General features: G+C 68.9%; 24 protein-coding genes. 11 read left to right on the top strand and 13 right to left on the bottom strand.

What is annotated here, in order from left to right; translation table 11 throughout:
• The first annotated feature begins 102 nt into the window (after nucleotides 1-102).
• On the top strand, nucleotides 103-1359 hold the full coding sequence (locus tag AAEX60_RS11810) for a L,D-transpeptidase family protein (protein WP_342103718.1): 1257 nt from the start codon (nucleotides 103-105) through the stop codon (nucleotides 1357-1359).
• A 175-nt stretch (nucleotides 1360-1534) separates the two neighbouring features.
• On the opposite strand, the gene AAEX60_RS11805 is transcribed toward AAEX60_RS11810, so the two are convergent.
• The 5 genes from AAEX60_RS11805 to AAEX60_RS11785 all read right to left on the bottom strand — a co-directional run bounded on the left by AAEX60_RS11805 (nucleotide 1535) and on the right by AAEX60_RS11785 (nucleotide 4431).
• Nucleotides 1535-2500 (bottom strand): asparaginase, encoded by a 966-nt coding sequence (locus tag AAEX60_RS11805; RefSeq protein WP_342103716.1) that lies wholly within the window; start codon nucleotides 2498-2500, stop codon nucleotides 1535-1537.
• 74 nt (nucleotides 2501-2574) lie between these two features.
• A complete protein-coding gene (gene ygfZ, locus AAEX60_RS11800; protein ID WP_342103715.1) occupies nucleotides 2575-3522 on the bottom strand; it encodes a CAF17-like 4Fe-4S cluster assembly/insertion protein YgfZ in 948 nt (315 codons plus the stop codon).
• A 13-nt stretch (nucleotides 3523-3535) separates the two neighbouring features.
• Nucleotides 3536-4039, bottom strand: coding sequence for an FABP family protein (locus AAEX60_RS11795; RefSeq protein ID WP_342103714.1), 504 nt, complete (start codon nucleotides 4037-4039; stop codon nucleotides 3536-3538).
• A 1-nt stretch (nucleotide 4040) separates the two neighbouring features.
• The gene (locus AAEX60_RS11790; RefSeq protein ID WP_342103713.1) at nucleotides 4041-4169 is read right to left on the bottom strand and encodes a hypothetical protein; all 129 of its coding nucleotides are present in this window, start codon (nucleotides 4167-4169) and stop codon (nucleotides 4041-4043) included.
• Nucleotides 4170-4257: 88 nt separating this feature from the next.
• A complete protein-coding gene (locus AAEX60_RS11785; RefSeq protein WP_342103712.1) occupies nucleotides 4258-4431 on the bottom strand; it encodes a hypothetical protein in 174 nt (57 codons plus the stop codon).
• 110 nt (nucleotides 4432-4541) lie between these two features.
• Between AAEX60_RS11785 and dtd the strand changes: the two genes are divergently transcribed.
• A complete protein-coding gene (gene dtd, locus AAEX60_RS11780; RefSeq protein WP_342103711.1) occupies nucleotides 4542-4988 on the top strand; it encodes a D-aminoacyl-tRNA deacylase in 447 nt (148 codons plus the stop codon).
• Between the two features lie 130 nt (nucleotides 4989-5118).
• On the opposite strand, the gene AAEX60_RS11775 is transcribed toward dtd, so the two are convergent.
• The gene (locus AAEX60_RS11775; RefSeq protein WP_342103710.1) at nucleotides 5119-5760 is read right to left on the bottom strand and encodes a winged helix-turn-helix transcriptional regulator; all 642 of its coding nucleotides are present in this window, start codon (nucleotides 5758-5760) and stop codon (nucleotides 5119-5121) included.
• A 107-nt stretch (nucleotides 5761-5867) separates the two neighbouring features.
• Here AAEX60_RS11775 and AAEX60_RS11770 point away from each other — a divergent pair, with 107 nt between their 5' ends.
• On the top strand, nucleotides 5868-6845 hold the full coding sequence (locus AAEX60_RS11770; protein WP_342103708.1) for an NADase-type glycan-binding domain-containing protein: 978 nt from the start codon (nucleotides 5868-5870) through the stop codon (nucleotides 6843-6845).
• Between the two features lie 6 nt (nucleotides 6846-6851).
• On the opposite strand, the gene AAEX60_RS11765 is transcribed toward AAEX60_RS11770, so the two are convergent.
• Nucleotides 6852-7505 carry a hypothetical protein gene (locus tag AAEX60_RS11765; protein ID WP_342103707.1) on the bottom strand — a complete coding sequence of 218 codons (654 nt, stop codon included), beginning with the start codon at nucleotides 7503-7505 and terminating at the stop codon, nucleotides 6852-6854.
• Nucleotides 7506-7588: 83 nt separating this feature from the next.
• Here AAEX60_RS11765 and mshD point away from each other — a divergent pair, with 83 nt between their 5' ends.
• The 8 genes from mshD to AAEX60_RS11725 all read left to right on the top strand — a co-directional run bounded on the left by mshD (nucleotide 7589) and on the right by AAEX60_RS11725 (nucleotide 17358).
• On the top strand, nucleotides 7589-8479 hold the full coding sequence (mshD, locus tag AAEX60_RS11760; protein WP_342103706.1) for a mycothiol synthase: 891 nt from the start codon (nucleotides 7589-7591) through the stop codon (nucleotides 8477-8479).
• Between the two features lie 9 nt (nucleotides 8480-8488).
• Entirely contained in the window at nucleotides 8489-10597 is a 2109-nt protein-coding gene (locus AAEX60_RS11755) for an RNA degradosome polyphosphate kinase (protein ID WP_342103704.1), read from the top strand.
• Nucleotides 10598-10712: 115 nt separating this feature from the next.
• Nucleotides 10713-11594 (top strand): NUDIX hydrolase, encoded by an 882-nt coding sequence (locus AAEX60_RS11750; RefSeq protein ID WP_342103703.1) that lies wholly within the window; start codon nucleotides 10713-10715, stop codon nucleotides 11592-11594.
• A 168-nt stretch (nucleotides 11595-11762) separates the two neighbouring features.
• Nucleotides 11763-12941 (top strand): phosphate ABC transporter substrate-binding protein PstS, encoded by a 1179-nt coding sequence (gene pstS, locus AAEX60_RS11745; protein ID WP_342103760.1) that lies wholly within the window; start codon nucleotides 11763-11765, stop codon nucleotides 12939-12941.
• Nucleotides 12942-13254: 313 nt separating this feature from the next.
• Nucleotides 13255-14175 (top strand): phosphate ABC transporter permease subunit PstC, encoded by a 921-nt coding sequence (pstC, locus tag AAEX60_RS11740; RefSeq protein WP_446721319.1) that lies wholly within the window; start codon nucleotides 13255-13257, stop codon nucleotides 14173-14175.
• Nucleotides 14172-15341, top strand: a complete 1170-nt coding sequence (gene pstA, locus AAEX60_RS11735; protein ID WP_342103701.1) for a phosphate ABC transporter permease PstA — start codon at nucleotides 14172-14174, stop codon at nucleotides 15339-15341. The genes pstC and pstA overlap by 4 nt, the downstream gene beginning before the upstream one ends.
• A 21-nt stretch (nucleotides 15342-15362) precedes the next feature.
• Nucleotides 15363-16139 carry a phosphate ABC transporter ATP-binding protein PstB gene (gene pstB / locus AAEX60_RS11730; protein WP_342103700.1) on the top strand — a complete coding sequence of 259 codons (777 nt, stop codon included), beginning with the start codon at nucleotides 15363-15365 and terminating at the stop codon, nucleotides 16137-16139.
• A 343-nt stretch (nucleotides 16140-16482) separates the two neighbouring features.
• Entirely contained in the window at nucleotides 16483-17358 is an 876-nt protein-coding gene (locus AAEX60_RS11725; RefSeq protein ID WP_342103697.1) for a sucrase ferredoxin, read from the top strand.
• A gap of 201 nt (nucleotides 17359-17559) precedes the next feature.
• Here the strand turns inward: AAEX60_RS11725 and mtnN are convergent, their stop codons facing one another.
• From mtnN to AAEX60_RS11695, 6 genes are all read right to left on the bottom strand, one after another.
• Nucleotides 17560-18246 (bottom strand): 5'-methylthioadenosine/S-adenosylhomocysteine nucleosidase, encoded by a 687-nt coding sequence (gene mtnN / locus AAEX60_RS11720; protein WP_342103696.1) that lies wholly within the window; start codon nucleotides 18244-18246, stop codon nucleotides 17560-17562.
• Entirely contained in the window at nucleotides 18243-18701 is a 459-nt protein-coding gene (locus tag AAEX60_RS11715; RefSeq protein WP_342103695.1) for an S-ribosylhomocysteine lyase, read from the bottom strand. The genes mtnN and AAEX60_RS11715 overlap by 4 nt, the downstream gene beginning before the upstream one ends.
• A 140-nt stretch (nucleotides 18702-18841) precedes the next feature.
• Complete coding sequence (leuS, locus tag AAEX60_RS11710) at nucleotides 18842-21769, bottom strand: leucine--tRNA ligase (protein WP_342103693.1); 2928 nt, start codon at nucleotides 21767-21769, stop codon at nucleotides 18842-18844.
• A gap of 264 nt (nucleotides 21770-22033) precedes the next feature.
• Nucleotides 22034-23242: a glycoside hydrolase family 3 N-terminal domain-containing protein gene (locus AAEX60_RS11705; protein ID WP_342103692.1), complete on the bottom strand. Its 1209-nt coding sequence runs from the start codon at nucleotides 23240-23242 to the stop codon at nucleotides 22034-22036.
• Entirely contained in the window at nucleotides 23239-24723 is a 1485-nt protein-coding gene (locus tag AAEX60_RS11700; RefSeq protein ID WP_342103690.1) for a mycothione reductase, read from the bottom strand. Before AAEX60_RS11700 ends, AAEX60_RS11705 begins: the two co-directional genes overlap by 4 nt.
• 1155 nt (nucleotides 24724-25878) lie before the next feature.
• Nucleotides 25879-26382 (bottom strand): TOBE domain-containing protein, encoded by a 504-nt coding sequence (locus AAEX60_RS11695; RefSeq protein WP_342103689.1) that lies wholly within the window; start codon nucleotides 26380-26382, stop codon nucleotides 25879-25881.
• Nucleotides 26383-26469 lie beyond the last annotated feature (87 nt).

Raw genomic sequence — 26469 nt, 5'->3', positions numbered from 1 at the left:
CAGGATTGAAGGATTCTCAGCAAGACTCTCAAGATTCACGTGCAACCAACCCGGCCTGGCGGGCGTATTGGGAGTAGGAACTCACACGGAGGGCAAGAAACCATGTCACACAAGATCTCGCGTGCACTCGTCGCGGCGGCTGCTGCCGCGGCCCTGGTGACCACACCCGCTCTCACCGCTCCCGCCCACGCGGCTCCCCTGCCCGCCGCGGACACGGTGATCGCCAAGACCGGCACCCGGAGCAAGACCGTCCAGCAGATCCAGGGCCGCCTCAACGGCCTGGGCTACCTGCCGGTCAGCGCCATCACCGGCTACTACGGCACCAAGACCACGGCCGCCGTCAAGCGCTTCCAGGCCAACAACGGCCTCAAGGCCACCGGCGTGGTGAACACCACCACCAACAACCTGATCATCGCCAAGTACAAGGCCCGCAAGGCGCCCAAGCCGGCCAGCAAGCCGGCCCCGAAGCCGGCCACCGGCTCCAAGATCGTGGCCCGCCCCGGCGACAAGAACAAGACCGTGCAGCAGATCCAGGGCCGCCTCAACGGCCTGGGCTACCTGGCGGTGAGCGACATCATCGGCATCTACGGCCCCAAGACCACCGCCGCCGTCAAGCGCTTCCAGGCCAACAACGGCCTCAAGGCCACCGGCATCGTGGACGTAACCACCAACAACCTGATCATCGCCAAGTACAAGAGCCGCAAGGCCAGCAAGCCGGCCCCGAAGCCGGCCACCGGCTCCAAGATCGTGGCCCGCCCCGGCGACAAGAACAAGACCGTGCAGCAGATCCAGGGCCGCCTCAACGGCCTGGGCTACCTGGCGGTGAGCGACATCATCGGCATCTACGGCCCCAAGACCACCGCCGCCGTCAAGCGCTTCCAGGCCAACAACGGCCTCAAGGCCACCGGCATCGTGGACGTCACCACCAACAACCGGATCATCGCCAAGTACAAGACCCGCAAGCCTGTCACCCGTCCGTCGGTGCGGCTCGACAGCCGCTGCCTGACCGGCCGCGCCATCTGCATCGACAAGGGCGACCAGAAGATGTACTGGGTGATCAATGGCAAGGTGCAGGCCAGCTACAAGGTGCGCACCGGCCGGCCCAGCCTGCCGACCCGCTCGGGTTCCTTCCACGTCTACCTGAAGCACCCCAACTGGTACTCCACCCTGTACCACGTGAACATGCCCTACACCATGTTCTTCTCCGGTGGTCAGGCCGTGCACTACTCCAGCGAGTTCGCTCGGATCGGCTACTCGGGTGCCGGCAGCCACGGCTGCGTGAACATGAACAGCCGCTCCGACGCCCGCTGGCTGTACAACCAGGTCCGCGTCGGCGACAAGGTGATTGTCACCTCGTAGTCCGTCCAGCTCGACACCGGGAACGCCCGTCCTGCCCCGTCAGGACGGGCGTTCCCGCGTCCGGGGGGCTGCCTTCATGACCTCGATGACTCACCCACTATGGAGTGTGGATGGTACCCACCGCAGTCGGTGGGTACCATCCACACTCTGCAGATCTGACTGCGCCCGAGGTGGGTCAGAGGCTGTCGAACAGGCCGGGGACGGCCCGCACCTGACCCACCGGCTCGCCATGGCCGAGCACCGGGGCGGTGGCCAGCTGGTCCAGCTGCTCGCTGCCCAGGCCCAGCCGGGTGAGCAGGGCATGCGCGACGGCCATGGTGCCGCGGGCGCTGCCGTCGTCGGCCTTGATCGCAATCCCCCGGCCGTCGGCCAGACCGATCGCCAGGCAGCCCTCCGCTCCGCCCTTGCACAGCAGGCCCGGCACGGCTCGGTGCAGGGTGACCTCCTCGCGACGGGTGCCAGAGACCCATTCGGGGTGGTTGCGATAGGCGTCGGCGATGGTCTTCAACTCCCCCTCGTCGGCCCCTGCGAACTGGCCGAAGGCGTGCGCCAGCCCGCGCAGGGACATGGAGAACAGCGGGGCGCCACAGCCGTCGACAGTGGGATTGCTGGCCTGGCCGGCCAGCTCGGTGATCACCCGGGCCACCTCCTGCTGCAGAGGATGGGTGGCGGCCAGGTAGTCCTGGGTGGGCCAACCGGCCCGCAGGCAGGTGCGCAGCATGGCGGCGTGCTTGCCGGAGCAGTTCATGGCGACGGGCTCCTTGCCGTGGCCGGCCAGGATCCATTCGCCGCGGGCCTGCTCGTCCAGCGGATGGTCCGGGGTGCACTGCAGCGCAGACTCGTCCAGCCCGACGCCGGCCAGAATCCGGCGGACACCGTCCAGGTGGAAGCCCTCCCCCGAGTGGGAGGCCCCGGCCAGGGCCAGCAGCTCGTCGGTGAGGTCCAGCCCGCTGCGCAGCATCGCCAGCGCCTGCATCGGCTTGTTGGCCGAGCGCGGGTAGAGCTGGGCCTCGGCGTCACCCAGGGCCAGCGCCACCGAGCCGTCGGGATTGGTCAACACCACCCGGCCGCGGTGCACACATTCCAGGAAGTCGTGCCGGATCACCTGGACGAGGACGGGAGAAGGCTGCGCATTGTTCACGCGGCCGATCCTATCCGCCGCAAGTTCTGGCGCAGCAGCCACCGGGGACGAGAGGATGCCGTTGGCGCCGGACCTCAGAGGCGAGGACGGACGTGCAGGCCCACCTCGGGATCCACCAGGGCCTCCTGGGCGGCGCTGATCCCGTCGGCCTGGAGCACCGCGTCGACGGCGACATTGCGCTTGACCAGCCCCAGGGCGATCGGCCCCAGCTCATGGTGGCGCTGCGCAGACCCGACGAAGCCCACCGCCCGGCCGTCGAGCTCCAGCGTGGTGCCGGGCTCCGGGAGCGCCTCCATCGACCCGTCGAGGTGCAGCTGCACCAGCCGTCGGGGTGGCCGGCCCAGGGTGTGCACCCGAGCAACCGTCTCCTGACCCCGGTAGCAGCCCTTGTCCAGGTGGGTTCCCAGCAGGCCGAGCTCATTGGGGATGGTCTTGTGGTCAGTGTCCAGACCAATCCGGGGGACGCCGGCGGCGATCCGCAGGGCCTCGAAGGCCCAGGTCCCCACGGGGTCCGCCCCGTCGAGGATGGTGCCGCGGGGAACCAGGTGCTCCAGGCCGTCGGCGACCCCACTGTGCCGGGTGGCGACGGCCTGCTCGGGCGCGACGACGTCCCGGCCGCCCCAGACCAACTCCAGGTCATCGCGCAGGGTGACCTCCACCCGCATCATGAAGCGCATCCGGTCCAGCCACCCGGCCAGCTCGGTGCCGCGGCCGGGCTCGGTCCAGACCCAGAAGGTCTCCTCGGCCACGGAGTCGACGCCGTGCAGCACGTGCTCGATCCGGCCATTCGGGTCCAGCACCAGCGCGGTGGTGGACTCGCCGTCGGCCAGTCCGGTCAGGTGCTGGCTGGTCAGCGAGTGCAGCCAGCCCAGCCGGTCGGGTCCGGTGATCTGCAGCACCGGCCGATTGGACAGGCTGAGCTGCCCGCCGCCGGCCAGCATGGTGCGCTGCTCGCGCATCGGGTCGCCGTGGTGCCAGGTCAGGCCCTCGTCGATCCCGTCGGCCACCAGAACCGCGCTCATGAGTCCTCCCCGCTCAGGCGACGCGCTGCAGCCGGGCCCACAGGTAGGGCTGGAGCTGGTGGTTGGTGGTGGCGCGGTCAAAGGTCCACAGCAGGTCGCCCTCCACCTGACCGTAGAGCCGGGAGCCGCCGGTGTACTCGACGTCGGCGGTGTTGGTGCGGGCCACCGCGTCGGTCACCATCTCGATCTTGGCGCCGTCGATGGTGCCGGTCCACACCTCGGCCCAGCCCTCGGGGGCGGTCAGCACCACCTCCAGGTTCTTCTTGTCCAGGCTGGGGCGCCAGAAGCCGGTCTCCATGCTGATCGGCTCGATCGGGGTGCCCTGGTCGTCAGTCTTGTAGGTCTGGCAGATGTAGTGCAGGTAGGGCCCGCCATTGGTCTCGAAGTCGATCTGCTGGCCGTACTCGAAGTCACCGTGGCCGGGCCAGGTGCCATGCCCATTGCCACGCCAGCGGCCAATCATCCAGGCCAGGGGGAACAGGGCCGGGTTGAGGTCGTCGGGGATCTGGAAGGCCATCTCAGCTGTCTCGCTTCATTCGTCGGAATCGCCACTCCGGTGGGAGCAGCAGGGCGGCCAGCACTCCGAGCGCCAGCAGGCCGATCAGGGCGCAGGCGCTCGCCAGGACGATCACGGAGATGTTGGCCACTCGCAGAGTCTAACCAGCGGGCTCGCTCATTTCTTCCCGGTGCACCGCGCCCGTCGGGCCCGACAACGCTCAGGTGCCACCCGTACCGCTACTGCCCAGGACGGCGGTGGTGACGCTGCCCTGGCGGGAGATGTCCTCGGCGGTGGGCTTGCGACGGTCGGGGACAGGCGCCGCCCAGGTCCGCGGCGCCCTCCCGCACCAGGCGGATCGGCGTCATCACCAGGGTGACGAGTCGGGCGATCCAGTATCGGATGGTGGTCATGACGGTGCCTTTCGACGGGGGTCCGTCGGGCCCTCTCGTTCGATGGAGGGCCGGTTCGGGTCCGCGTGGGCAGGAAATGGCGCCACCGCTGGGCGGCTAGGGTCGGGGCCATGCGATGTGTGGTGCAGCGGGCCCTTGAGGGGCGAGTCGAGGTGGATGGCGCGGTGGTGGGCGAGCTCCCGTCGCCCGGGCTGGTGGTCCTGGTGGGGATCACCCACGACGACGACCAGGCCACGGTGCAGCGGATGGCGGAGAAGCTGTGGGGCCTGCGAATCCTGGACCAGGAGCAGTCCGCCAGCGATGTGGCCGCTCCCCTGCTGGTGGTCAGCCAGTTCACCCTCTACGCCAATGCGCGCAAGGGGCGACGCCCGTCGTGGAGCGCCGCGGCCCCGGGCCCGGTGAGCGAACCCCTGGTGAACGCCTTCGTCGAGGCGCTGCGTGGTCTGGGCGCCCAGGTGGAGACCGGCATCTTCGGCGCCGACATGAAGGTCAGCCTGGTCAACGACGGCCCGGTCACCCTGGTGCTGGACTCGGCCGAGCTCTTCGGCCCGCGGTAGCCTCCGAACACCGGCCGGCTCTGCCCGCCTTCCCCCAGACCGCACGGGGCTTGATCTTGGAGTACTTGGCCCGGGTCACAGCCCAAGCCAAGTACTTGTGATGCAGCAACACTCCTGGGTGGCGGCGAACTCAACGGGTGGCGGCGAAGCGGTAGCCCACATTGCGGACCGTGGTGATGTGCCCGTCGTACTCCGGGCCCAGCTTTGCCCGCAGCCGGCGGATGTGCACGTCGACGGTCCGGGTACCGCCGTAGTAGTCGTAGCCCCAGACCTCGCTCAGCAGGTGGTCGCGGCCCAGCACTCGTCCGGGGTGCAAGGCCAGGTATTTGAGCAGCTCGAACTCGGTGTAGGTCAGTTCCAGTGGCTGGCCGCCGACCGTGGCAGTGTAGGCCGACTCGTCGATGGTGACCGGGCCGCAGGTGATCAGCGAGCTGGTGCTGGACTCGCGGACCAACAACCGCAACCTGGCCTCGATCTCCGCGGCGGTGGCGGTCTCCAGCACGAAGTCCGCCAGGCCCCACTGCGGGCCCAGGATCCCCAGGGCCTGGGCGTCCACCAGCATCAGGATGGGGGCCTCGACGTCGGCACCCATCAGCCGCAGACAGACATCGCGCGCCTCCGCCAGGTCTCGTCGCCCGTCCACCAGGACGACGTCGACATCCAGACCGGTTGCCCAGTCCTCCTCGACGATGCGCAGGGTGTGCGCCAGCAGGGCAAAGGCGTCGGGAAGGAGGGCCTCCGACCCGGTCCCGACCACCGCGATTCGTGCCATGTCACCCCTTCCATCCGTTCCAGCGTAGTGCTCCCGCAGGGGTGCGCCGGACGGGGACTGCTGGCTGGGCGCCGGGCGGTCCGGGCCGTGGATACACTCGTCGCATCATGACCGGCGACTTCCCCGACGAGTGGTTCCGACCCGCACGTTCCACCCCTCCCGAGCCGCGTGACGAGGCGGCGGGCCAGGAGCGCTGGACCGATCAGTTCAAGCCGAACTACGTCGCCCCCGGCCCCGATGTCACGGCGCCGACCCGGCCGGTGCGACGGCCCTCCCTGGGATCGAGTGCCAGCAGCGCCGCCAGTGCCGCCAGCGCTGACACCCCGCTGCCCGGACCGGATCGGCCGGTGGAGCATTCAGTGGGCACGGCCCGCACCGTGGAGGAATTCGACGAGCCGGAACCCCGCAGCCGCACCCGGACGGTGCTGCCGCTGGTGGGCGCCTTCCTGCTGGTGCTGGGCTGTGGGTTGGGCATCGGCCGCTACCTGGGCCAACCCACCGCGGACCAGGAGAATGCCGGCACCCAGATGCCGGTGGCGGGCACCAGCGTCGCCTCCGGCACGGCCACCACGTCCGCCCCCGCCGGGCCCTGGGTGGGGGCGGTGAAGACCGTCGCGGCCACCGGGGTCAAGGCCAGTTGCACGGCGGCCGCCCAGCCGGGCTATGACGGAAACCTCATTCTCAGCGACGCGGAGCGGGTGTTGGACGGGGATCTGAAGACCGGCTGGCGCTGTGAGGGCGAGGGCACCGGCCGGACCCTGACCTTCACCTTCCCCGAGGGCACCAAGGTGGTTGGGGTGCGGATGACCAATGGCTACACCAAGCAGGTGGAGGGGCGCCCCCTCTACCCGCAGTACCGCCGGGTCAGCAAGGTGACCTGGAGCCTGCCCAGCCTGGCCGGGGCCTACTTTGTGCAGGACCTGGACACCGACCACGAGGCACCCCAGGAGATCCGGATTCCGGAGGTGGACGCGCAGGGCGGCCTGACCATGACCATCGACGCCACCACCGAGCCCGGCCGGGCGCTGGCCACCCGCAATGCCGTGATCATCACCGAGGTGGAATTCCTGGTCCGCGCGGGCTGAGCGGGGTCACAGGGAGGGCAGCTGACCGCCGGCGGCATCGGGCTCCCCGCGCCGCAGGACGACGGTGTCCGCCTCGGGGTCCACATGCACTTCGTCGTCGGCGGTGACCACCCGGCCACCGCGGAGCCGCTGCGGCAGCACGCCGCGCGGGCCCGCCGGGTTGAACTGGTGGATCCCCCCGAAGGCCATCGCCAGGATCATCGTCACCCCGCCGGCCACCGCCCACCAGTGCGCCTGTTCGGCCGGGGCCGTCTGCCGGGACACCTGCAGGCAGGCCAGGGGCCCCGCCACGCCGCAGAGCAGCGCCACCCACCGGCCAAAGGCAGACGGCGCCACCAGATTGGCCAGGGCGACGTCCCTCACCCCGGTCCACTCCAGCTGGGCCTGGCGCCAGACGTACAGCTGCCCGGCACAGACCAGGGCCAGCAGCACGCTGGCCAGATTGCCCACCATGGGCCACAGCCGGGAGGTCTCGTCGAAGCGCAGCAGCGTGCGGGAGGCCATCAGCGCCGAGCCGGCGCCGATCAGGGAGAACACCAACCCGGCCCAGAGCAGGGCCAGCAGGGTCCGGGTGCGCGCAGCCACCGCCGGTTGCCGCTGCACGGGGAGCCCGGGCAGGGGGAGCCGGGGCAGGGGTTCGTCGGTGTGCCCGGATTGCATGCACAAGACCCTAGCCTGCGGCACTGACAAAGGCGCTGAGCGAGGTGGCCCGGATCGGCCGGACAGGGGGTAGCGTGAGCGTGGTGAACACGCCAATCACCAGAACCGGGGCCCTGACCCCGCCGCAGCGGGCCGCCGTCGACAAGCTGGTGGCCACCGTGACCGAGCATGACCAGGTCCGCCCGCTGAACGAGGCCGCGAGTTTCGCGCTGGCGGGCAAGGGCCACGCCGTGCACTGGCTGGCCCATCGTCAGGGTGAGCTGGCGGGATATGCCCAGTGCGACCGGGAGAACCACTCGGTGCAGCTGCTGGTGGCCCCCCAGCATCGTCGGGCCGGTGTCGCGCTGGCCCTGGTGCAGGAGATCACCCGCGTCGAGCAGCAGCCCACCTGGTGGGCCTTCGGGAACCTGCCCGGCGCCCGGGCCCTGGCCGGCCGGATCGGTGCCACGCTCACCCGCGAGCTGTTGATCATGGAACGGGATCTGGCGGCCAATCCGCCGTCCCGGGAGGAGCCCCCGTCGGGGATCGTGGTCCGCCCCTTCGAGGAGGCCGACGCCCAGGCACTGGTGGAGGTGAACGAGGACGCCTTCGTCGACCACCCGGAGCAGGCGGAGATGAGCCTGGAGGACTTCTGGATGCGCTCCGGCGAGGACTGGTTCGACCCGGCCGGGTTGCTGGTGGCGATCGACGACGAGACGGGTGCCTTCGTGGGCTTCCACTGGACCAAGACCGAGTGCAGTGACCCGAGCCATCCGGACGAGCCGATCGGCGAGGTCTACGTGATCGGCGTCCACCCGGACCACGGTGGCCGGGGCATCGGCCGCGCCCTGCTGGCGGCGGGCTTGGCACACCTTGCTGACAAGGGCGTGAACCGCGTGCGACTGTATGTGGAAGCGAGCTCGGAAAGGGTCGTGAAGATGTACGAGTCCGCTAAGTTTGTGGTTGTCACCCGCGACGCCAGCTACACCTCCTAGGAGACCCCGTTGAACGCTCCAGAAGACCTCACCGACCACTCCCCGAAGGGTCGGGCCGAGCTGCCGTCGAACCGCTACTCGGACCGGGAGATGAGCTGGCTCGCCTTCAACAACCGGGTGCTTGACCTGGCCAAGGACCAGCTGCGGATCCCGCTGCTGGAGCGGGCCAAGTTCCTGGCCATCTTCTCCTCCAACCTGGACGAGTTCTTCATGGTGCGGGTGGCCGGCCTGAAGCGGCGGATCGACGCCGGCGTCGCGGTGCCCAGCGTCACGGGCCAGATGCCGCGGGACCTGCACGACTCGATCCTGGCCCGTGCCCAGGAGCTGGTGGCCGAGCAGGCCCGGGTCTTCGCCGACGAGGTGCGGCCGCAGCTGGCGGACAACGGAATCGTGATCCTGCGCTGGGACGAGCTGACCGCCGCGGAGAAGGACCAGATGCGCACGCTGTTCAGCGAGCGCATCTTCCCGGTGCTCACCCCGCTGGCCGTCGACCCCAGCCACCCCTTCCCCTACATCAGCGGCCTGAGCATCAACCTGGCCGTACTGCTGAAGAACCCGCTCACCGGCCAGCGCCAGTTTGCCCGGGTCAAGGTGCCCACCATCCTGAGCCGCTTCATCAAGCTGGGTGAGGGCCGCTTCCTGCCGCTGGAGGAGATCATCAGCCGGCATCTGGACCAGCTCTTCAGCGGGATGCAGGTGCTGGAGCACACCACCTTCCGGGTCACCCGCAATGAGGACCTGGAGGTGGAGGAGGACGACGCGGAGAACCTGCTGTTCGCCCTGGAGAAGGAGCTGCTGCGCCGCAAGGTGGGCCGCCCGCCGGTGCGGCTGGAGGTGCAGGACGACATCGACGACACCATGCTGGAGTTGTTGATGAGCGAGCTGGACGTCAAGGAGAAGGAGGTCTTCCGGCTGCCCGCCCCGCTGGACCTGACCGGCCTGTTCAGCCTGGCCGACGTGGACCGCGATGACCTGAAGTACCCCAACTTCCTGCCCATCACCCACCCGGACCTGGCCGAGGTGGAGACCGCCAAGCCCGCCGACATGTTCGCAGCGCTGAAGAAGCGCGAGGTGCTGCTGCACCACCCCTACGACTCCTTCGCCACCAGCGTGCAGCGCTTCCTGGAGCAGGCCGCCGCCGACCCGAAGGTGCTGGCCATCAAGCAGACCCTGTACCGCACCAGCGGTGACTCCCCCATTGTCGACGCCCTGATCGAGGCGGCCCTGGCCGGCAAGCAGGTGCTGGCCGTGGTGGAGATCAAGGCCCGCTTCGACGAGCAGAACAACATCGCCTGGGCCCGCAAGCTGGAGAAGTACGGCGTGCACGTGGTCTACGGCATGGTGGGCCTCAAGACCCACTGCAAGCTCTGCCTCGTGGTGCGCGACGACGGCGACGGCCTGCGTCGCTATGCCCACATCGGCACCGGCAACTACAACCCCAAGACGGCGCGGATGTATGAGGACATGGGCCTGCTCACGTCCAACCCGATCATCACCGACGACGTCGCGCGGTTGTTCAACCACCTGTCCGGGATGACCCAGGAGACCAACTACCGACGACTGCTGGTGGCCCCGCACAGCATCCGCAAGGGGTTGATCGAGCGGATCGAAAACGAGATTGCCAACAAGCAGGCCGGGAGGACCGCCGGGATCAAGATCAAGGTCAACTCCCTGGTGGACGAGGCCGTCACCGACGCCCTCTACCGCGCCAGCCAGGCCGGGGTCCCGGTGGACCTGTGGGTGCGTGGCATCTGCACCATCAAGCCGGGCGTGCCCGGGCTCAGCGAGAACATCCGGGTGCGCTCGGTGCTGGGGCGTTTCCTGGAGCACTCGCGGATCTTCTGGTTCGCCAATGACGGCAACCCGACGGTGGGCATCGGTTCGGCCGACCTGATGCACCGCAACCTGGACCGCCGGGTGGAGGTGATGGTGGGGATCACCAACCACCGCCACATCGCCGAGATCGAGCAGATGTTCGCCACCGCCTTCGACGAGGGCACCGTCTCCTGGCAGCTGGTGGACACCCAGTGGACCCCGCACACCACCGACGAGTACGGCCAACCGCTGGTTGACCTGCAGGAACTGGAGATCCAGCACACCGCGCAGCGTCGCCACTGACCCCCCAACCCCCTCCCGGACCGGGTACGCCACCCCACGGCGTGCCCGGTCCTTCCCCCATCCGGAGCAGGCTCCGGAACCGCATCACCGGACCAGATCGAAGGAATCACACTCCATGGGTAGCAAGGGCAAGATCACCGCGGCGGGGGCCGTGGTGCTGCGGGGGGCGCCGGACAAGCGTCAGGTACTCCTGGTGCGTCGGGGCACCTACAAGGACTGGTCGCTGCCCAAGGGCAAGCCGGAGCCCGACGAGGACGCTCCCGCCACCGCCGTGCGGGAGGTCCATGAGGAGACCGGCGTCAAGGTGCACTTGGGCTTGCCGGTGGGCACCACCCGGTACTCGGTGGGCAAGCGGGACAAGGTGGTGCGCTGGTGGATCGGGCTGGTGGACTCCGAACGTCGCCGACGCCCGGACAAGGAGGTGGAGAAGGCCGTCTGGATGCCGGTGGACAAGGCCATGCAGAAGATGAGCTATCCCAGTGAGGTGGCGGTTCTCCGCACGGCGCTGGAGCTGGAGTCGGCCGGCACCATCCTGCTGGTGCGCCACGGCAAGGCGATGCTGCGCAAACACTGGACGGGGACCGACGCCAAGCGACCGCTGGCCTCCCGGGGGCGCCGTCAGGCCCGGCGGATCTGCGCGCTGATGGGCGCCTACGGCACCAGTGACCTGATCTCCTCCACCTCCACCCGGTGCCTGCAGACCCTGACCCCCTATGCGGAACGCAACCGGCTGGCCATCACCGGCGTCAGCCTGCTCAGCGAGGAGGAGGCCGAGGGCCACGGGGCGCAGGTTGAGCGCTACCTGGCCGACCTGCGGCGGCGCACCGCCGAACGGGGCAACACCGTCGCGGTCTGCGGCCACCGGCCGGTGATCCCGGACATGCGGGCCGGGCTGGGCATCGTGGATGCGCCGATGCTGACGGCGGAGATCCTGGTGGTCCATCTGGATTCCGACGGTGAACCGATGGCCATCGAAACCCACAAATGTGCCGCATGACTTGGGGCAATGCCCCGCAATACCGAGGCAATGGAGCAACGTTCATCATCCGTTAACCAAGTTGCGCTGAACAGGACACGTGCCCTCCCTAACCTGACGGCTGGGGAGCACACGGTTTCCCGCGCGGCAGCTGCCGCGAGAGCGACACACACAAGGAACAACGTGACGATGAATCGCACCGGCAAGTTCGCAGCAGTGGCCATCCTCGGCACCCTGAGCCTCACCGCCTGCGGTGGCGGCGACGCCAAGGAGACCGCCACCAGCGCCGCCTCCGCGGCCGGCAGCGCCGCTTCCCAGGCCACCAGTGCGGCCGGCAGCGCCGCCCCCGGCGGCGCCGAGGCCCAGCTGGCCTGCCCCGCTGGCAGCCTGAAGGGTGAGGGCTCCAGCGCCCAGAAGACCGCCATGGACTCGCTGAAGCGGTCCTACCAGGACAAGTGCGGCAACAAGGGCACCATCGAGTACAACCCCACCGGCTCCGGCAAGGGCATCACCAACTTCAACGCCAAGCTGGTTGACTGGGCCGGTTCCGACTCCGCACTGAAGGACAAGCCGAAGGACGACGGCACCATCGAGACCGACGCCGCCAAGAAGCGCTGCGGTGGTGCCGAGGCCTGGAACCTGCCGATGGTCGTCGGCCCGGTCGCCTTCGCCTACAACCTGGAGGGCGTCGACGAGCTGGTGCTGACCCCGGAGATCCTGTCCAACATCTTCGCCGGCAAGATCACCACCTGGAACGACGAGGCCATCAAGAAGGTCAATCCCGACGCCACCCTGCCGGGCGACAAGATCACCGTCTTCTACCGCTCCGGCGAGTCGGGCACCACCGAGAACGTCACCAAGTACCTGAAGGCCGCCGCCCCGGCCGCCTTCACCGCCGAGCCCAGCAAGAAGTGGCCGATGAAGGCCGGCGAGGGCAAGGACGGTTCCTCGGGCGTTGCCGAGGCCGTGAAGTCCACCAAGGGTGCCATCTCCTACATGGAGCTGAGCTACGCCCAGTCCAATGACCTGGGCATGGCCAAGCTGGACAATGGCGGCGGCGCCGTGGAGCTGAACTCCGAGACCGTCGGCAAGGCCGTCGAGGGCGCCGAGATCAAGGGCAAGGGCCACGACCTCAAGCTGGGCCTGAAGTACGACATCAAGGAGGCCGACGCCTACCCGGCCATCCTGGTCACCTACGAGATCGTCTGCTCGAAGGGCCTGGACGCCGGCAAGACCGCGCTGCTGAAGGATTACCTCACCTACATGGCCTCCGACGAGGCCCAGGGCAAGCTCGAGGACGAGGGCTACGGCCCGCTGCCCAAGAGCATGCAGACCAAGGTGCAGGAAGCCATCAAGGCCATCGCCTGATCCTCGCCACGCAGTGACAACCTGCAGTTGATCCGGGAGTGGCCTTCTCGCCAAGGCGAGAAGGTCACTCCCTGTCACTGTGAGGACCGAACAATCCCAGCACGGCCAGCCCGAGAGAACAGGGAATCCCATGTCCACACCCGGCAATGAACCTCGCCGAGGTGCGCCGCCCATCGACGCCACGGAGTCGCCGGCGGACCTCGTACCCCATCACGAACCCCACGCCGAGGCCCCGACGCCCACCGTGCGTCGCGCTGTCGCTTCCCAGAAGCCGGCGGCCGCCACCACCGCCGTCGAGACCGCCCCGGTGCACCTGGACCAGGTCAAGCGCGGCGCCGACCTGGCCTTCAAGAGTGCCACCGGCCTGTCCGCCGGCCTGATCGTCTCCGTCGTCGGCTTCATCGCGGTCTTCCTGTTGGCGCTGGCCATCCCGGCGCTGGGCCGCAACAATGCCAACTTCCTCACCTCGAACTCGTGGGACCTGGGCAATGCCTTCAGCTTCGGCATCGCCGGCCTGCTGTGGACCACCGTCTTCAGCTCGATCATCGCGATGATGATCGCGGTGCCGATCGCGATCGGCGTCGCCCTGCTGATCACCCACTACGCCAAGGGCAAGCTGGCCAACACGGTCGGCTTCATGGTTGACCTGCTGGCCGCGGTGCCGTCGGTCGTCTACGGCCTGTGGGGCCTGCGGGTGCTCGGCCCGACCCTGGTTCCGGTGGGCGAATTCCTGAGCAAGATCCTGGGCTGGATCCCGATCTTCAAGCCGGGCCTGCTGCCCTCCCCGGGCACCGTGTTCACCGCCTCCACCGTGCTCGCGATCATGATCCTGCCGATCGTCACCTCGATCAGCCGCGACGTGTTCGCGCAGACCCCGCGGGACCACATCGAGGCCGCATGGGCGCTGGGAGCCACCAAGACCGAGATGATCCGCACCGCCGTGATCCCCTACGGCCGCTCCGGCGTCACCGCCGCGGCCATGCTGGGTCTGGGCCGCGCGCTCGGTGAGACCGTCGCCGTGATGATCATCCTGTCCACGGTGCAGGACCTGGGCTTCAGCATCTTCGACGGTGGCGAGACCTTCGCCGCCCGGATCGCCAATGGCGCCGGTGAGCTGGACAGCGCGGACAAGACCGGTGCGTACATCGCCGCCGGCCTGGTGCTGTTCGTGCTGACCTTCGTCGTCAACGCCATCGCCCGTACCCTCGCGAACGCCGGAAAGGTCAAGGCATGAGCACCGCCGTCGAGAACACCCAGACCCCGTCGGGGGGCGGCGTCCAGCTGCGCACCCCCAGCGGCAAGCGACAGATGATGGACAAGTCCGCCACCGCCTTCGTGTGGCTGGCCGGCCTGCTGGCCATCATCCCCCTGCTGTGGATCCTCACCACCGTCTTCGTCAAGGGCATCACCCCGCTGGTCTCCGCGCAGCCGGACTACATCAAGACCTGCGCAACGAAGGACGGCAGCAAGTGGATCCGCGTCGAGCAGTCCCAGTGCGGTGACAACCCGGCCGAGCCGCTGGCCTACCGCTACACCGAATCCGGCAAGTACGTCGGCGTCGGGGAGAAGCTCTCGGGCATCAGCAAGAGCAAGGAACCCACCGCGGTCTCGCACACCGTCAAGATCGGTGAGCCCCAGGGCGCCGAGGCCGGCACCGCCCGCAACTTCAGCCTGCAGTGGTGGACCAATGACGAGGGCCAGGCCACCCAGAACTCCTCGGTGGGCGGCGCCAAGCACGCCATCATCGGCACCCTGGAGATCGGCCTGATCACCTCCCTGATCGCCGTTCCGATCGCCGTGCTGGGCGCGATCTGGCTGGTGGAATATGCCCGGGGCAAGAAGGCCGCCAAGGTGGTATCCTTCGCCATCGACATCCTCTCCGGTGTGCCCTCCATCGTCGCGGCCCTGTTCGTCTTCTCCCTGGTGATCACCATCGGCGGGATGGGTCGCTCCACCTTCGCCGCGTCGCTGGCCCTGGTGTTGCTGATGCTGCCCACCGTGCTGCGCTCCACCGAGGAGATGCTGAAACTGGTGCCTGACAGCCTGCGCGAGGCCTCCTATGCGCTGGGCGTGCCCAAGTGGAAGACGATCCTCAAGGTGGTCATCCCCACCTGCAGCTCCGGCATCCTGACCGGCATCGTGCTGGGCCTGGCCCGCGTGATGGGCGAGACCGCCCCGCTGCTGATCCTGGTGGCCTTTGCCACCGGCACCAACTGGAGCCCGCTGGCCTCCAACATGGGCTCGCTGCCGACCATGATCAACGAGGACCGTCGCTTTGCGACGGGCACCACCGGTGAGACTCGCGCCTGGGGCGCGGCCCTGACCCTGGTACTGCTCGTGATGATCCTCAACCTCATTGCTCGCGCAATCGCCCGCATGGGCAAGCTCCAAGAGAAGTAAGCCCGAGAAGGAAGAACAACAATGGCCAAGCGCATCGAGGTCAAGGACCTCAACATCTACTACGGCAAGTTCCACGCGGTCGACAGCGTCTCCTTCACCGTGGAACCCCGCACCGTCACCGCCTTCATCGGCCCCTCGGGCTGTGGCAAGTCCACCGTGCTGCGCACCCTGAACCGCATGCACGAGGTGATCCCCGGCGCCTCCTGCACCGGTGAGGTGCTGCTGGACGGCGTCAACCTGTACGGCGACGGGGTGGACCCGGTGGCCGTGCGTCGTCTGGTGGGCATGGTCTTCCAGCGGCCCAACCCCTTCCCGTCGATGAGCATCTACGACAATGTCGCCGCCGGCCTGCGCCTGAACGGTGTCAACAACAAGTCGAAGCTCGACGAGGTGGTGGAGCGCTCGCTGAAGGGCGCCAACCTGTGGAATGAGGTCAAGGACCGTCTGGACAAGGCCGGTGTCGGCCTCTCCGGCGGCCAGCAGCAGCGGCTGTGCATCGCCCGCGCCATCGCGGTCGAGCCCGAGGTGCTGCTGATGGACGAGCCCTGCTCCGCCCTGGACCCCATCTCCACCCTGGCGATCGAGGACCTGATCCAGGAGCTGAAGGAGAAGTTCACCGTCGTCATCGTGACCCACAACATGCAGCAGGCCGCCCGCGTGTCCGACCAGACTGCCTTCTTCAACCTGGCCGCCACCGGCAAGCCGGGTCAGCTGGTGGAGATCGGCGCGACGGAGAAGATCTTCTCCAACCCCGACGAGAAGGCCACCGAGGACTACATCACCGGCCGCTTCGGCTGATCCCCCAACGTTGGCGCAAGCCACGTCGCCACACCGGTGCCCCCGCGGGATTCCCGCGGGGGCACCGTCATGTTCAGCCAGATCCCCGAGCCTGACCCAACCACGATCCCCAAGCGGGACCAGGAACCGAACCACGGCGGCCGAGCTTGTCGAGGCCCTGAGCCGCAGTTCCACGGTCGGCCCGCCGCCGGGCCGGCAGCCTCTGGCGCTGCGTCTCGTCGACTCGCTCGCTCGCTCGCGTCTCCTCGCGGAACCGCGCCGCGAGGCTCCGGCCCCGACAACGAACCTCAGTACCATGACCAAGCCCCCACTGCAGATGATTGGGCCGCATAGGGTGGAGGGCATGACTTCCTGCTCCGACGGATTCCTCGCCGCACGGGTACCCGCCTTCGGGACCGCCCCCGACGCGAACTTCTGGGTGGCGTTGGAGCAGCCGGGCCCGTGGGGCGCCAAGGCCTTCACCCAGTCCCGGCTGGACGCGGACCTGGGATCGCTGCTGGAGCGCACCATCGCGCTGGCCGGGGGGCGGCTGTTGCTGGTGCGCGACCCGCTCTCCCACCCCGACGAGCAGGGTCCGCGACGGGTGCTGGTGGGCGCAGGCCCGGCGTCGGCTCCGTGGCTGGCGTCGACGGTGCTGGAGTCGCCGGAGGAGCTGGTGGGGCTGTTGGAGCTGTGGGGTGAGGTCGCCGAATCGCCCACTCCCCCGTCGCCCCTGGAAGCCTGCGAACCCGTGCTGCTGGTCTGCACCAATGGCAAGCGGGACGTGTGTTGTGCCGTCAAGGGAGCACCACTGGCCCGGGAGCTGGCGGGGCGTTTCCCCGGCCGGGTCTGGGAGGCCACTCATCTGGGTGGGCACCGCTTTGCCAGCACCGCTCTTGGGCTGCCGTCGCGCCAGATGCTGGCCTTCGTCGACGGGGACCTGGCCGTCCGCGCGCTCGACGGGAAGTTGCTGGCGCTGGATGAGGAGCATGACCGGGGCCGGTCCGACCTGCCCCGCCCCGCCCGGGTGGCCGACTGCTGGCTGCGCAGCCGCACCAGCGAGACCGATCCCGGTGCCGTGGACTTCGCCGTCGACGAGGACCTGGTCACCGTGACCCATCGCGACGGCCGCACCTGGTCACTACGGGTCACCAAGCACGCGTCGGCGGAACTTGAACTGCCCGAAAGCTGCGGCAAGCCGCCCGTCCCGGTCAGCTGGTGGGCCGTCAACGAGGTGTGAGCCGGACTGCCGGAGGCCTCGACCAGCTCGGCCACCGCGGTTGCGACAAACTCGGAGATCGTGGTGAGGCTGGTCGTCGGGTCCGGGGGCCTCGCAGCGCGGTTCCGCGAGGAGACGCGAGCGAGCGAGTGTCGACGAGACGCAGCGCCAGAGGCTGCCGGCCCGACGACCAGCCGACCGTGCGACAGTGGCCGGGCTGACCTACCGGGGCAGGCGGGCGATCAGGCGCCAGACGGCGTCGGCGGAGCGCTGGGCCACGTCGTCGATGTTCCCCTTGAACTCGTCGTCGGCATTCGGGGTGCACAGGTCGCTGATCGAGCGCACGCACAGGAAGGGCACCTTGGCGCCCCACGCCACCTGGGCGATCGCCGTCGACTCCATGTCCGCCGCCAGCGCTTCGGGGAAGCGTTCCCGCACCACCGGCGCGAGCTCCCCTGCGACGAAGGAGTTGCCACTGACGATCTCACCGACGTGCACCGTCGCGTCACTGCCGTCGGCGCGGACCAGGCCCAACAACCCCGGGTCGCCCGGATAGGTCCTGGGCATGGTGGGGATCTGACCCAGCTCGTAGCCGAAGATCCGGGAATCGGCGTCGGCATAGCGGTAGGAATCGCCGACGATGATGTCGCCCACCCGGACGTCGACGCCGAGCCCACCGGCCGAACCGAGCGAGATCACGTACTTCGGCTGGTAGGTCTCGATGGCCAGCGCGGTGGCGGCGGCGGAGTTCACCAGGCCGATCCCGCAGGTGACCACGGTCACCACCAGGCCGTCGGATTCCAGCCGCCAGGCCCGGCCGCGCCGGACGTTCAGCTCGGTGGCCTCCCGGCCGTGCAGCACCGGCCGGGTCTCCTCGGCCATCGCGGCCAGCAGCAGCACGTCGCTCATGCCATCACCTGGGACCACTCGGCGCGCCGGTCCAGCATCGCCCGGGCCGCGGCCTGGGCGCCCGCCAGGGTGTGGTTGGCGCCCCATCCGCACTGCACCTCATTGGCGGCGGGCACCTCGGTGGCCTGCAGCACGTCGTTCAGGGTGGCCGCGACGAGTTCCTCGATCTCGGCCTGCTCGTGGTCGCCGGCCACGATCAGGTAGAACCCGGTCTGGCAGCCCATCGGGGAGAAGTCGACGATGTAATCGGCATGGTTGCGGAAGTTCTCCGCCATGGTGTGCTCCAGCGAGTGGATCACCGGCATCTCCAGGTGCTCCCGGTTCGGCTGGCAGAAGCGCACGTCGTACTTGGTCAGCACATCACCCTGCGGCAGCACCTTGCGGTCCGCGACGCGCAGGTAGGGGGCGGCCACCAGGGTGTGGTCCAGGTTGAAGCTCTCGACATTCATCGGCATGCAGCAAGGCTATCGGGCCGCGACAAGTTGCGGTGGTCGCGGTGCGGCTCCCCAATCACGATGAGACCGATTCGATTCGTGGGGCGAATCGAATCGGTCTCATGGCAGCTCGGGGCCCGTCGGGCCGGGCGTCTCCCGGGTCAGGCGGGCACGATGTTGACCAGCTTGGGTGCCCGCACAATCACGGTGCGCACCCCGTTCTCCGTGGCGGCCACCGCTTTGGGGTGGGCCAGGGCCAGGGCCTTCAACTCCTCCTCGGAGATCTCGGCGGAGACCTCCAGGGTGGCGCGCACCTTGCCCTTGATCTGCAGTACGCAGGTCACCTGATCGTCGGTCAGCTGCGACTCGTCGGCCACCGGGAAGTCCTGGTAGGCGATGGTCTGGTCATGGCCCAGCCGACGCCACAGCTCCTCGGCGATGTGCGGGGCCACCGGGGCCACCATCAGCACCAGCGCCTCCGCGGCCTCGCGGGGCACCGCATCCAGCTTGGTGAGGGCGTTGTTGAACTCGATCAGCCGGGCGATCGCCGTGTTGAAGCCCAGGGTCTGGTAGTCCTTGCGGACCGCGTCGATGGTCTTGTGCATCGCCTTGGCCGTCTGGCCGTCCAGGGCCGCGTCCACGACGACGAGCTCGCCGGTCTGCTCGTCGACGATGTTGCGCCACAGCCGCTGCAGGAAACGCTGCGAGCCGACGACGGCGCGGGTGTCCCACGGCCGGCCCAGCTCCAGCGGACCCATGCTCATCTCGTAGACCCGGAAGGTGTCGGCACCATAGGCGGCATACATCTCGTCGGGGCTGACGGTGTTCTTCAGGCTCTTGCCGATCTTGCCGTACTCCCGGTTGACCTGATCATCCTGATACCAGTAGGTGACGTCCTTGCCCTCCCCCTTCTCCACGATCTCGGCGGCCGGCACGTACTGGCCACGGTGGTCGGTGTAGGCATAGGCCTGGATCATGCCCTGCGCGAAGTACTTGCGGAAGGGCTCCTCGGAGCTGACATGCCCCAGGTCGAACAGCACCTTGTGCCAGAAGCGGGCGTACAGCAGGTGCAGCACGGCATGCTCGGCGCCGCCGACGTACAGGTCCACGCCGCCCGGGTCCTGGGTGCCCTCGGGAGCACCGGCCACTGCGGCGGCCTGCTTGCCCATCCAGTACTGCTCGACGCCCGGATCCACCAGGGCCTGGTCATTGGCCGGGTCCAGGTAGCGCAGGTAGTACCAGCAGGAACCCGCCCAGTTGGGCATGGTGTTGGTCTCCCGGCGATACTGCTTCGGGCCGTCGCCCAGGTCCAGGGTGACGTTGACCCACTCGGTGGCGCGGGCCAGCGGCGCCTCGGGCCGGGAGTCCCGGTCATCGGGGTCGAAGGTGCGCGGCGAATAGTCGTCCACCGCCGGCAGTTCCAGGGGCAGCATGCTCTCGGGCAGGCTGTGGGCGACGCCCTGCTCGTCGTAGACGATCGGGAAGGGCTCGCCCCAGTAGCGCTGCCGGCTGAACAACCAGTCCCGCATCCGGTAGTTGATGGTGCCGGTGCCCACTCCCTGGGCCTCCAGATGGGCGATCATGGCGGCCTTGGACTCGCTCACCGTCAGGCCGTTGAGGTCCAGCCCGTCGGCGGCGGAGTTGATCAGCACACCTTCCCCGGTGAAGGCCTTGCCCTCGGCTACGGTGCCCGGCCAACCGGCCTGCGCCTTGCCGTCGCCGTCGACGGGGCTGATCACGTCAATGATGTCCAGGTCGAAGGCCTGGGCGAACTCGAAGTCGCGCTGGTCACCCGACGGGACGGCCATGATCGCGCCGGTCCCGTAGCCCATCAGCACGTAGTCGGCGATGAAGATCGGCACCTGCGCGCCATTGACGGGGTTGGTGGCCCAGGCGCCGGTGAAGACACCGGTCTTGGTCTTGTCATCCATCTGGCGCTCGACGTCGGACTTGCGGCCGGCCTCACGCTGGTAGTCCGCGACGGCCTGCTGCGGGGAGCCGGCGCCACCGGTCCAGGCGGCGCGGGTGCCCTCGGGCCAGCTGGTGCCCTCACCCACCAGCGAGGCGACGGCCGGGTGCTCCGGCGCCAGCACCATGAAGGTGGCCCCGAACAGGGTGTCCGGGCGGGTGGTGAAGACCTCCAGGTCCTCCCCGTTCGGGCCGGTGAAGTGCACCCGCGCACCGTGGGACTTGCCGATCCAGTTGCGCTGCAGCGCCTTGATGTTCTCCGGCCACTCCACGCGGTCCAGATCCGACGCCAGCCGGTCCGCATAGGCGGTGATCCGCATCTTCCACTGGCGCAGGTTGGCCTTGAAGACGGGGAAGTTGCCGCGCTCGGAGCGGCCCTCATTGGTGACCTCCTCGTTGGCCAGCACGGTGCCCAGGCCGGGGGCCCAGTTCACCGGAGCCTCGTCGGCATAGGCCAGCCGGAAGCCGTCCAGGTAGTCGGCCTGCTGCTTGGCGTCCAGCTCGGCCCACTGCTTGCCGGCGAACTCACCGGTCAGCTCGCGGGCGCCCGAGCCCAGCTCGTCGACCAGCTCGGAGATGGGACGGGCCTTGCCCAGCCCGCCGTCCTCGCGCACCGCCTCGGCGTCGTACCAGGCGTTGAAGATCTGGGAGAAGATCCACTGGGTCCACTTGTAGTAGCCCGGGTCGATGGTCTCGATGCTGCGCCGGTCATCGTGCGCCAGGCCCAGCCGTCGCAACTGCCGCTTGTAGGTGACGATGTTGGCCTCGGTGGTGGTGCGCGGGTGGGTGCCCGTCTGCACCGCGTACTGCTCCGCGGGCAGGCCGAAGGCGTCGTAGCCCATGGCGTGCAGCACATTCTTGCCCAGCATCCGCTGGTAGCGGGCGAAGACGTCGGTGGCGATGTAGCCCAGCGGGTGTCCGACGTGCAGACCCGAGCCCGACGGGTAGGGGAACATGTCCAGCACCAGCATCTTCTCCCGGCCGGCCACCTTCTCCGGCTCGGCCCACGGGCCGGCGGGATTGGGGGCGTGGAAGGTGCCGTCGGTCTCCCAACGGTCCTGCCAGGCCAGCTCGATCTGGTCGGCCAGCTCGGCGGTGTAGCGGTACTGCGGCTCGTTCATCATGTCCTCAAGCTCGTCTGGAATCGTCTTGCGACGTACCCACTGAGGTTATCCCAGACGGGTCGGTGAGGCTCAATGGTCTCGGGGTGGCCGAATGGGGCGGCCGGTGGGCTCGCGTCTCCTCCTCAGTGACGATGGCACCCACGCACCCACGGCCCCCGGGCCTGTCGAGGGGTGTGGAGTGCGACGCTCAGGGGCCTCGACAAGCTCGGCCGTCGGGGTTGGGTCTGGCTTGGCCACCGGGGTTGGGTCAGGCCCTGACGGTCAGGCCTCCGGGGTGCACTTGACCAGGCCAACCTCGGCCTTGAGGGCCAGCACCCGGGCGGCGTGGTCGTCCAGTTGGTCGGCGAAGGCCTTGTCCTGGGCAGCCTTGGCTCGGATGCCGTCGGCCATGTCCTTGATGGAGCTCGCGTCGGCATTGATCACCAGGTCACCGCCGGCGGCGATGAACCGGGCACCGCGCTCGCCCACCGGAACCTCCTTGACCGCCGCGGCGGCCCCCAGGTCATCGCTGACCACCACCTTCTGCCAGCCGAGCTTCTGCCGCAGCCCGTCGTTGATGATCTTGCTGCTGAAGACCGCGTGCACCCCGGGATCGATCTTGGTGTAGATGGTGGAGCTGATCATCACGGAGCTGGCGCCGGCCTGCATCGGGCCGGTGAAGGAATCCACCATGTCCAGGGTGGTCTGGTCATCGGTGGCGGCACCGAAGTCGGTGTTCACCGCGGCCCGGCCCAGCCCCGGGAAGTGCTTCAGGCTGGACGCGATTCCGGCGTCGGAAAGCCCCTGCACCACGGCCGTGGACTTGGCCGCGACGGTGGCGTCGTCGGTGCCGTAGTTGCGGTCCAGCGCACCCACCCCGGCATTGCTGGCATCCGTGCCCGGTGGCACGACGTCGGCCACGGGCGCCAGGTCATAGCGCACGCCTGCGGCCAGCAACTGCTTGCCCCACGTCTTCCACTGCTTGCGCAACTGTGCGTCGGTGAGCTTGCCCTGTTTGGTGGCCGACGGGATCTCGGCGAAGCCGGCGCCCTGCAGGCGCTGCACCTGGCCGCCCTCCTGATCCGTGGCCAACAGCACCGGGAGCTTCGCGGTGGCCCAGGACTGGATCTGGGAGCTGGCCCAGGCGGTGTCCTGCAGGCTGCGCGGCTCGGTGCCCAGGTAGATCACCGAGCCCACCTTGCTCTGGGTGACCGCCTCCTTCAGGGCATCACCCGGTTCGGCATCCGTGGTGCCGGCCATCAGCAACTGGCCGATCTGCTGCTCCTGCGTGAGCGACTGCGCCATCGCAAGGCAGGTCTGCTGGCCGGGGCTGGCACTGGGGCCAGGGCTGACGGCCTGCGTCGCACTCGCCCCGGCCGACGGGTCCGGGGTGGTGGCCGACGAACTCGAGCCAGCCTCGGGCTGACCCTGGGCGCAACCGGCCAGCCCCAGGCAGGCGAGCAGGGTGACCGTGGGCAGGAAGCGGTTCACTGGTGCTCCCCCTCCGCCTGGCCGGCGCCGGCTTCCCGGGGCGGCTCCCCGGAGGGCGCGGGAGCGTCGGCCTGTTCCACTAGACCCAGCAGCGCATTCTCCACCACCTCGGTCAGCGCCGGGTGGATCCAGTACTGGCCGCGGGCCATCTCCCGGATGCCCAGCCCGAAACTCATCGCCTGGATGATCGGCTGGATCAGTGTGCTGGCCTGGGGGCCGATGATGTGCGCCCCCAGGAGCCGCTCCGCCCGCGGATCACTGAGCAGCTTCACGAAGTGCTGTTGGTCCTCCAGGGCCCAGCCGTAGGCGACGTCGCCATAGGCCTGGACCTTGGCCAGGTAAGCGGTACCGGCCTGTTGCAGCTCCCGCTCGGTCAGGCCCACCGACGCGATCTGCGGCTCGGTGAAGATGGCATGCGGCACGTGGCGATGGTCGGCCGTCAGCACCGCCCCCTCACCGGTGATCTCGTGCAGCAGGTTGGCCTGCACCACCCGCATCTCGTGATTGGCGACGTGCTTCAGCTGGTCGCGGGAGCAGACATCCCCCAGCGCCCAGATGTGTGGCTGGCTGGTGCGCTGGTGCTCGTCCACCACCACATAGCCATCCTCATCCACCGTCACCCCGGCCTTGTCCAGGTCCAGCCCGTCGGCATTGGGAACCCGGCCGAAGGCCACCAGCACCAGCTCGGCCGTGTGGTCGTACTCGATCCCGTTGGGATCCTCGGTGAACACGGTCACCTGGCCATCCGTGGCTTCCAGACGGGTGACGCGCTGGTTCAGTTGCAGCGCAACCCGACCCGAAATGATCTTGGTGAAGCGCTCGCTGACCTCGTCGTCCTCCCGGCGCAGCAGGCGTTCGCTGCGATTGATCATGGTGACCTCGACGCCGTAGGCGCTGAAGACATGCGCGAACTCGGCGGCAATGTAGCCGCCGCCCAGGATGATCATGCTCTGGGGCAGCTCCGGCAGCCGCATGATGGTGTCCGACGTGTGCACCAACGGCGCCACCAAGGGGTCCTCGGCGCCGGGGACGTCCAACAGGGTGGCCCGGGAACCGGCGGCCAGCACGAACCGGTCACCGCTGATCCGAACCGGTTCATCCTCGCCCTGCAGGGCGATCTCCAGCACGTCCTTGTCGACAAAGCGACCCGATCCGGTGAAGACGGTCACATTGTCGCTCTGCTCGCGCCACTGCCTGCCACCCGCCGAGATCGGGTCGATCCGGCCGAAGACCCGGTCCCGGATGGCGGGGAAGTCCACCCCGCCCAGCCGCAGGTCCACATTGATCCGGCGAGCCTGCTCCGGGCTGACGGCGTGATCGGCCGGCAGCACGAACATCTTGGTGGGGATGCAGCCCACGTTCAGACAGGTGCCGCCGTAGACCCCCCGCTCCACCATGGCAACCCGCAGGCCGTCGAAGCGCTCGTCGATGAGCGAGTTGCCGGACCCGGACCCGATGATGACGACGTCGAAGTGCTCCATGGTCACCAAACTACCGGCGGCCACCGACAATTCCCGCAGGCTGCTCCGGCGGGGGCAGACTGCTGGGCGCGCTGCCCCGACGCCAGACCCCGCCGCGCTTTCCCGACGCCAGCTCCGCGGCAGTGCCCCGACGCGCTCCAACTCGAGCCGGGCGCCAACTCGAACCGGGCGCCGCCCCAGCCGGACGCCAAGGAGCCAGACCCGGCGCCAAGGGAGCCCACCGTTGAAATTTCGCCGACCAACTCCCGCACCCATTCGGCAGCCGGTGAATTGCTCGCCGTTCGCGATCCAGCAGAGCCACGTAGTGACCTTGGCCACATTTCGCGACGCCAATCAAGGGCGGCGCGACAAGGGAGGAAGGACGCGCACCGCGAATGTCCCCTCAACGGGGGACAAATCGGGGAGCCTGCCTGTATCGAGTCTGAAGCGTTGCGCCATTGGGCCCAATTTCATTTTTGCACTGAAGCAATTGGTGAAAGTATTGGGACATCGGAGGGGTTCGCGGGATGCGCGGTCCGGCTTCGATGTCAATACGACGAAATTGATCAGTCACCTGGACGGGGCCACCCGTCATGGTCTTCCCGGGAGCGTTCGCCCGGGAGCGCGCACCGCGTCGGACCACCGCAGGGTCGCGTGGGGGCGCGAACGCTGCACACACCAGCAGGGCCGGAGAGCACCAGCTCCCCGGCCCTCGGTCATTTCCGGGAACGCTCGACGTGAGCCCGCCGTCCACGGCCAGGCCGAGACCCGGCTGGTCACCTGGGTGCGCCCGGAGGCCTCCGGGAGGTTCCACAACAAATGCGGCAGGTCAGTTGTCCAAGCGCCCCTCCGGCGCCTTGGACAACTGACCTGCCGCATTTGTTGTGGTTGACCGTTTGGTAAGCCACCGCGCCCAGGGTGGCGAAGGCCCGGATGCACGACGACGATGGGGAGAGCAGCTTCTGGGGTGCCGGTGGGCAAGCCGGAAGGCCGCCAGGCCCGCGGTACACCAACCCACGGTGCAGCCGGATCCAGGTGGCCTTGCCCGGGCACGTCAGGCCGCGGCACCCCAACCTCACGATGCAGCCGGATCCAGGTGACCTTGCCCGGGCACGTCAGGCCGCGGCACCCCAACCTCACGGTGCAAGCAGATTCTGGGGGAACTCACCGGGCCAGTCAGGCCCGCTGCACCATCCCCCGCTGCACCATCCCCCGGTGCAGCCGGACCTGGGTGGCCTTCACCTGGGCCAGCAGCTGATCACCCGGCGCCAGACCGAGCGCGGCCACCCCCTGGGCCGTCAGGTCCGCGGCCAGCGGTTGCCCGTCGGGCAGGGCCAGCCGAACTCGCACCGTCGCCCCGCGCGGATCCAGGCCCGTGACCCGGACCGGCCAGACATTGCGCGGGCTGCCGCCCGGGGGCTCGCGGTGCAGTGCCACCGCGGCTGGGTCGACGGTTGCCAGGACCTCCTCGACCGGCTCGGGCGACGTGCCTGTGGACTCGGCCCCGAGGGAGAAGCGGGTGGGATCGGGCTCGGAGACCGTTTCCGGGAAGTCCGCAGCTCGGGACGAGGGCCCACCACCCGCCACGGGGAAGGTGGCGGGCGGTTCCGGTGGGGCCATGTCCTCCCACAACCCGACGATGGTCAACTCCCCCAGCCGCACGATGTCACCGTCGAGCACCCCGCGCAGCAGGTTCGTTCCGCTCAGCTCGGCCAGGAAACCGGGGGGGGGGGGGGGGGGGGGGGGGGGGGAGGGGGAAAGGGGGGG

It is taken from the genome of Luteococcus sp. H101 (assembly GCF_038433155.1).
In the GTDB taxonomy this organism is placed as follows: Bacteria; Actinomycetota; Actinomycetes; order Propionibacteriales; family Propionibacteriaceae; genus Luteococcus.
Note: the sequence above shows the minus strand (reverse complement) of the source record. Positions and strands in the feature narration are given on the sequence as shown.

Coding starts and splice junctions, on each gene's coding strand:
- AAEX60_RS11810 (WP_342103718.1), top strand. CDS start 103: ATGTCACACAAGATCTCGCGTGCACTCGTCGCGGCGGCTGCTGCCGCG.
- ygfZ (WP_342103715.1), bottom strand. CDS start 3,522: ATGAGCGCGGTTCTGGTGGCCGACGGGATCGACGAGGGCCTGACCTGG.
- AAEX60_RS11795 (WP_342103714.1), bottom strand. CDS start 4,039: ATGGCCTTCCAGATCCCCGACGACCTCAACCCGGCCCTGTTCCCCCTG.
- AAEX60_RS11785 (WP_342103712.1), bottom strand. CDS start 4,431: ATGACCACCATCCGATACTGGATCGCCCGACTCGTCACCCTGGTGATG.
- dtd (WP_342103711.1), top strand. CDS start 4,542: ATGCGATGTGTGGTGCAGCGGGCCCTTGAGGGGCGAGTCGAGGTGGAT.
- AAEX60_RS11775 (WP_342103710.1), bottom strand. CDS start 5,760: ATGGCACGAATCGCGGTGGTCGGGACCGGGTCGGAGGCCCTCCTTCCC.
- AAEX60_RS11770 (WP_342103708.1), top strand. CDS start 5,868: ATGACCGGCGACTTCCCCGACGAGTGGTTCCGACCCGCACGTTCCACC.
- AAEX60_RS11765 (WP_342103707.1), bottom strand. CDS start 7,505: ATGCAATCCGGGCACACCGACGAACCCCTGCCCCGGCTCCCCCTGCCC.
- AAEX60_RS11750 (WP_342103703.1), top strand. CDS start 10,713: ATGGGTAGCAAGGGCAAGATCACCGCGGCGGGGGCCGTGGTGCTGCGG.
- pstS (WP_342103760.1), top strand. CDS start 11,763: ATGAATCGCACCGGCAAGTTCGCAGCAGTGGCCATCCTCGGCACCCTG.
- pstA (WP_342103701.1), top strand. CDS start 14,172: ATGAGCACCGCCGTCGAGAACACCCAGACCCCGTCGGGGGGCGGCGTC.
- pstB (WP_342103700.1), top strand. CDS start 15,363: ATGGCCAAGCGCATCGAGGTCAAGGACCTCAACATCTACTACGGCAAG.
- AAEX60_RS11725 (WP_342103697.1), top strand. CDS start 16,483: ATGACTTCCTGCTCCGACGGATTCCTCGCCGCACGGGTACCCGCCTTC.
- mtnN (WP_342103696.1), bottom strand. CDS start 18,246: ATGAGCGACGTGCTGCTGCTGGCCGCGATGGCCGAGGAGACCCGGCCG.
- AAEX60_RS11715 (WP_342103695.1), bottom strand. CDS start 18,701: ATGCCGATGAATGTCGAGAGCTTCAACCTGGACCACACCCTGGTGGCC.
- leuS (WP_342103693.1), bottom strand. CDS start 21,769: ATGAACGAGCCGCAGTACCGCTACACCGCCGAGCTGGCCGACCAGATC.
- AAEX60_RS11700 (WP_342103690.1), bottom strand. CDS start 24,723: ATGGAGCACTTCGACGTCGTCATCATCGGGTCCGGGTCCGGCAACTCG.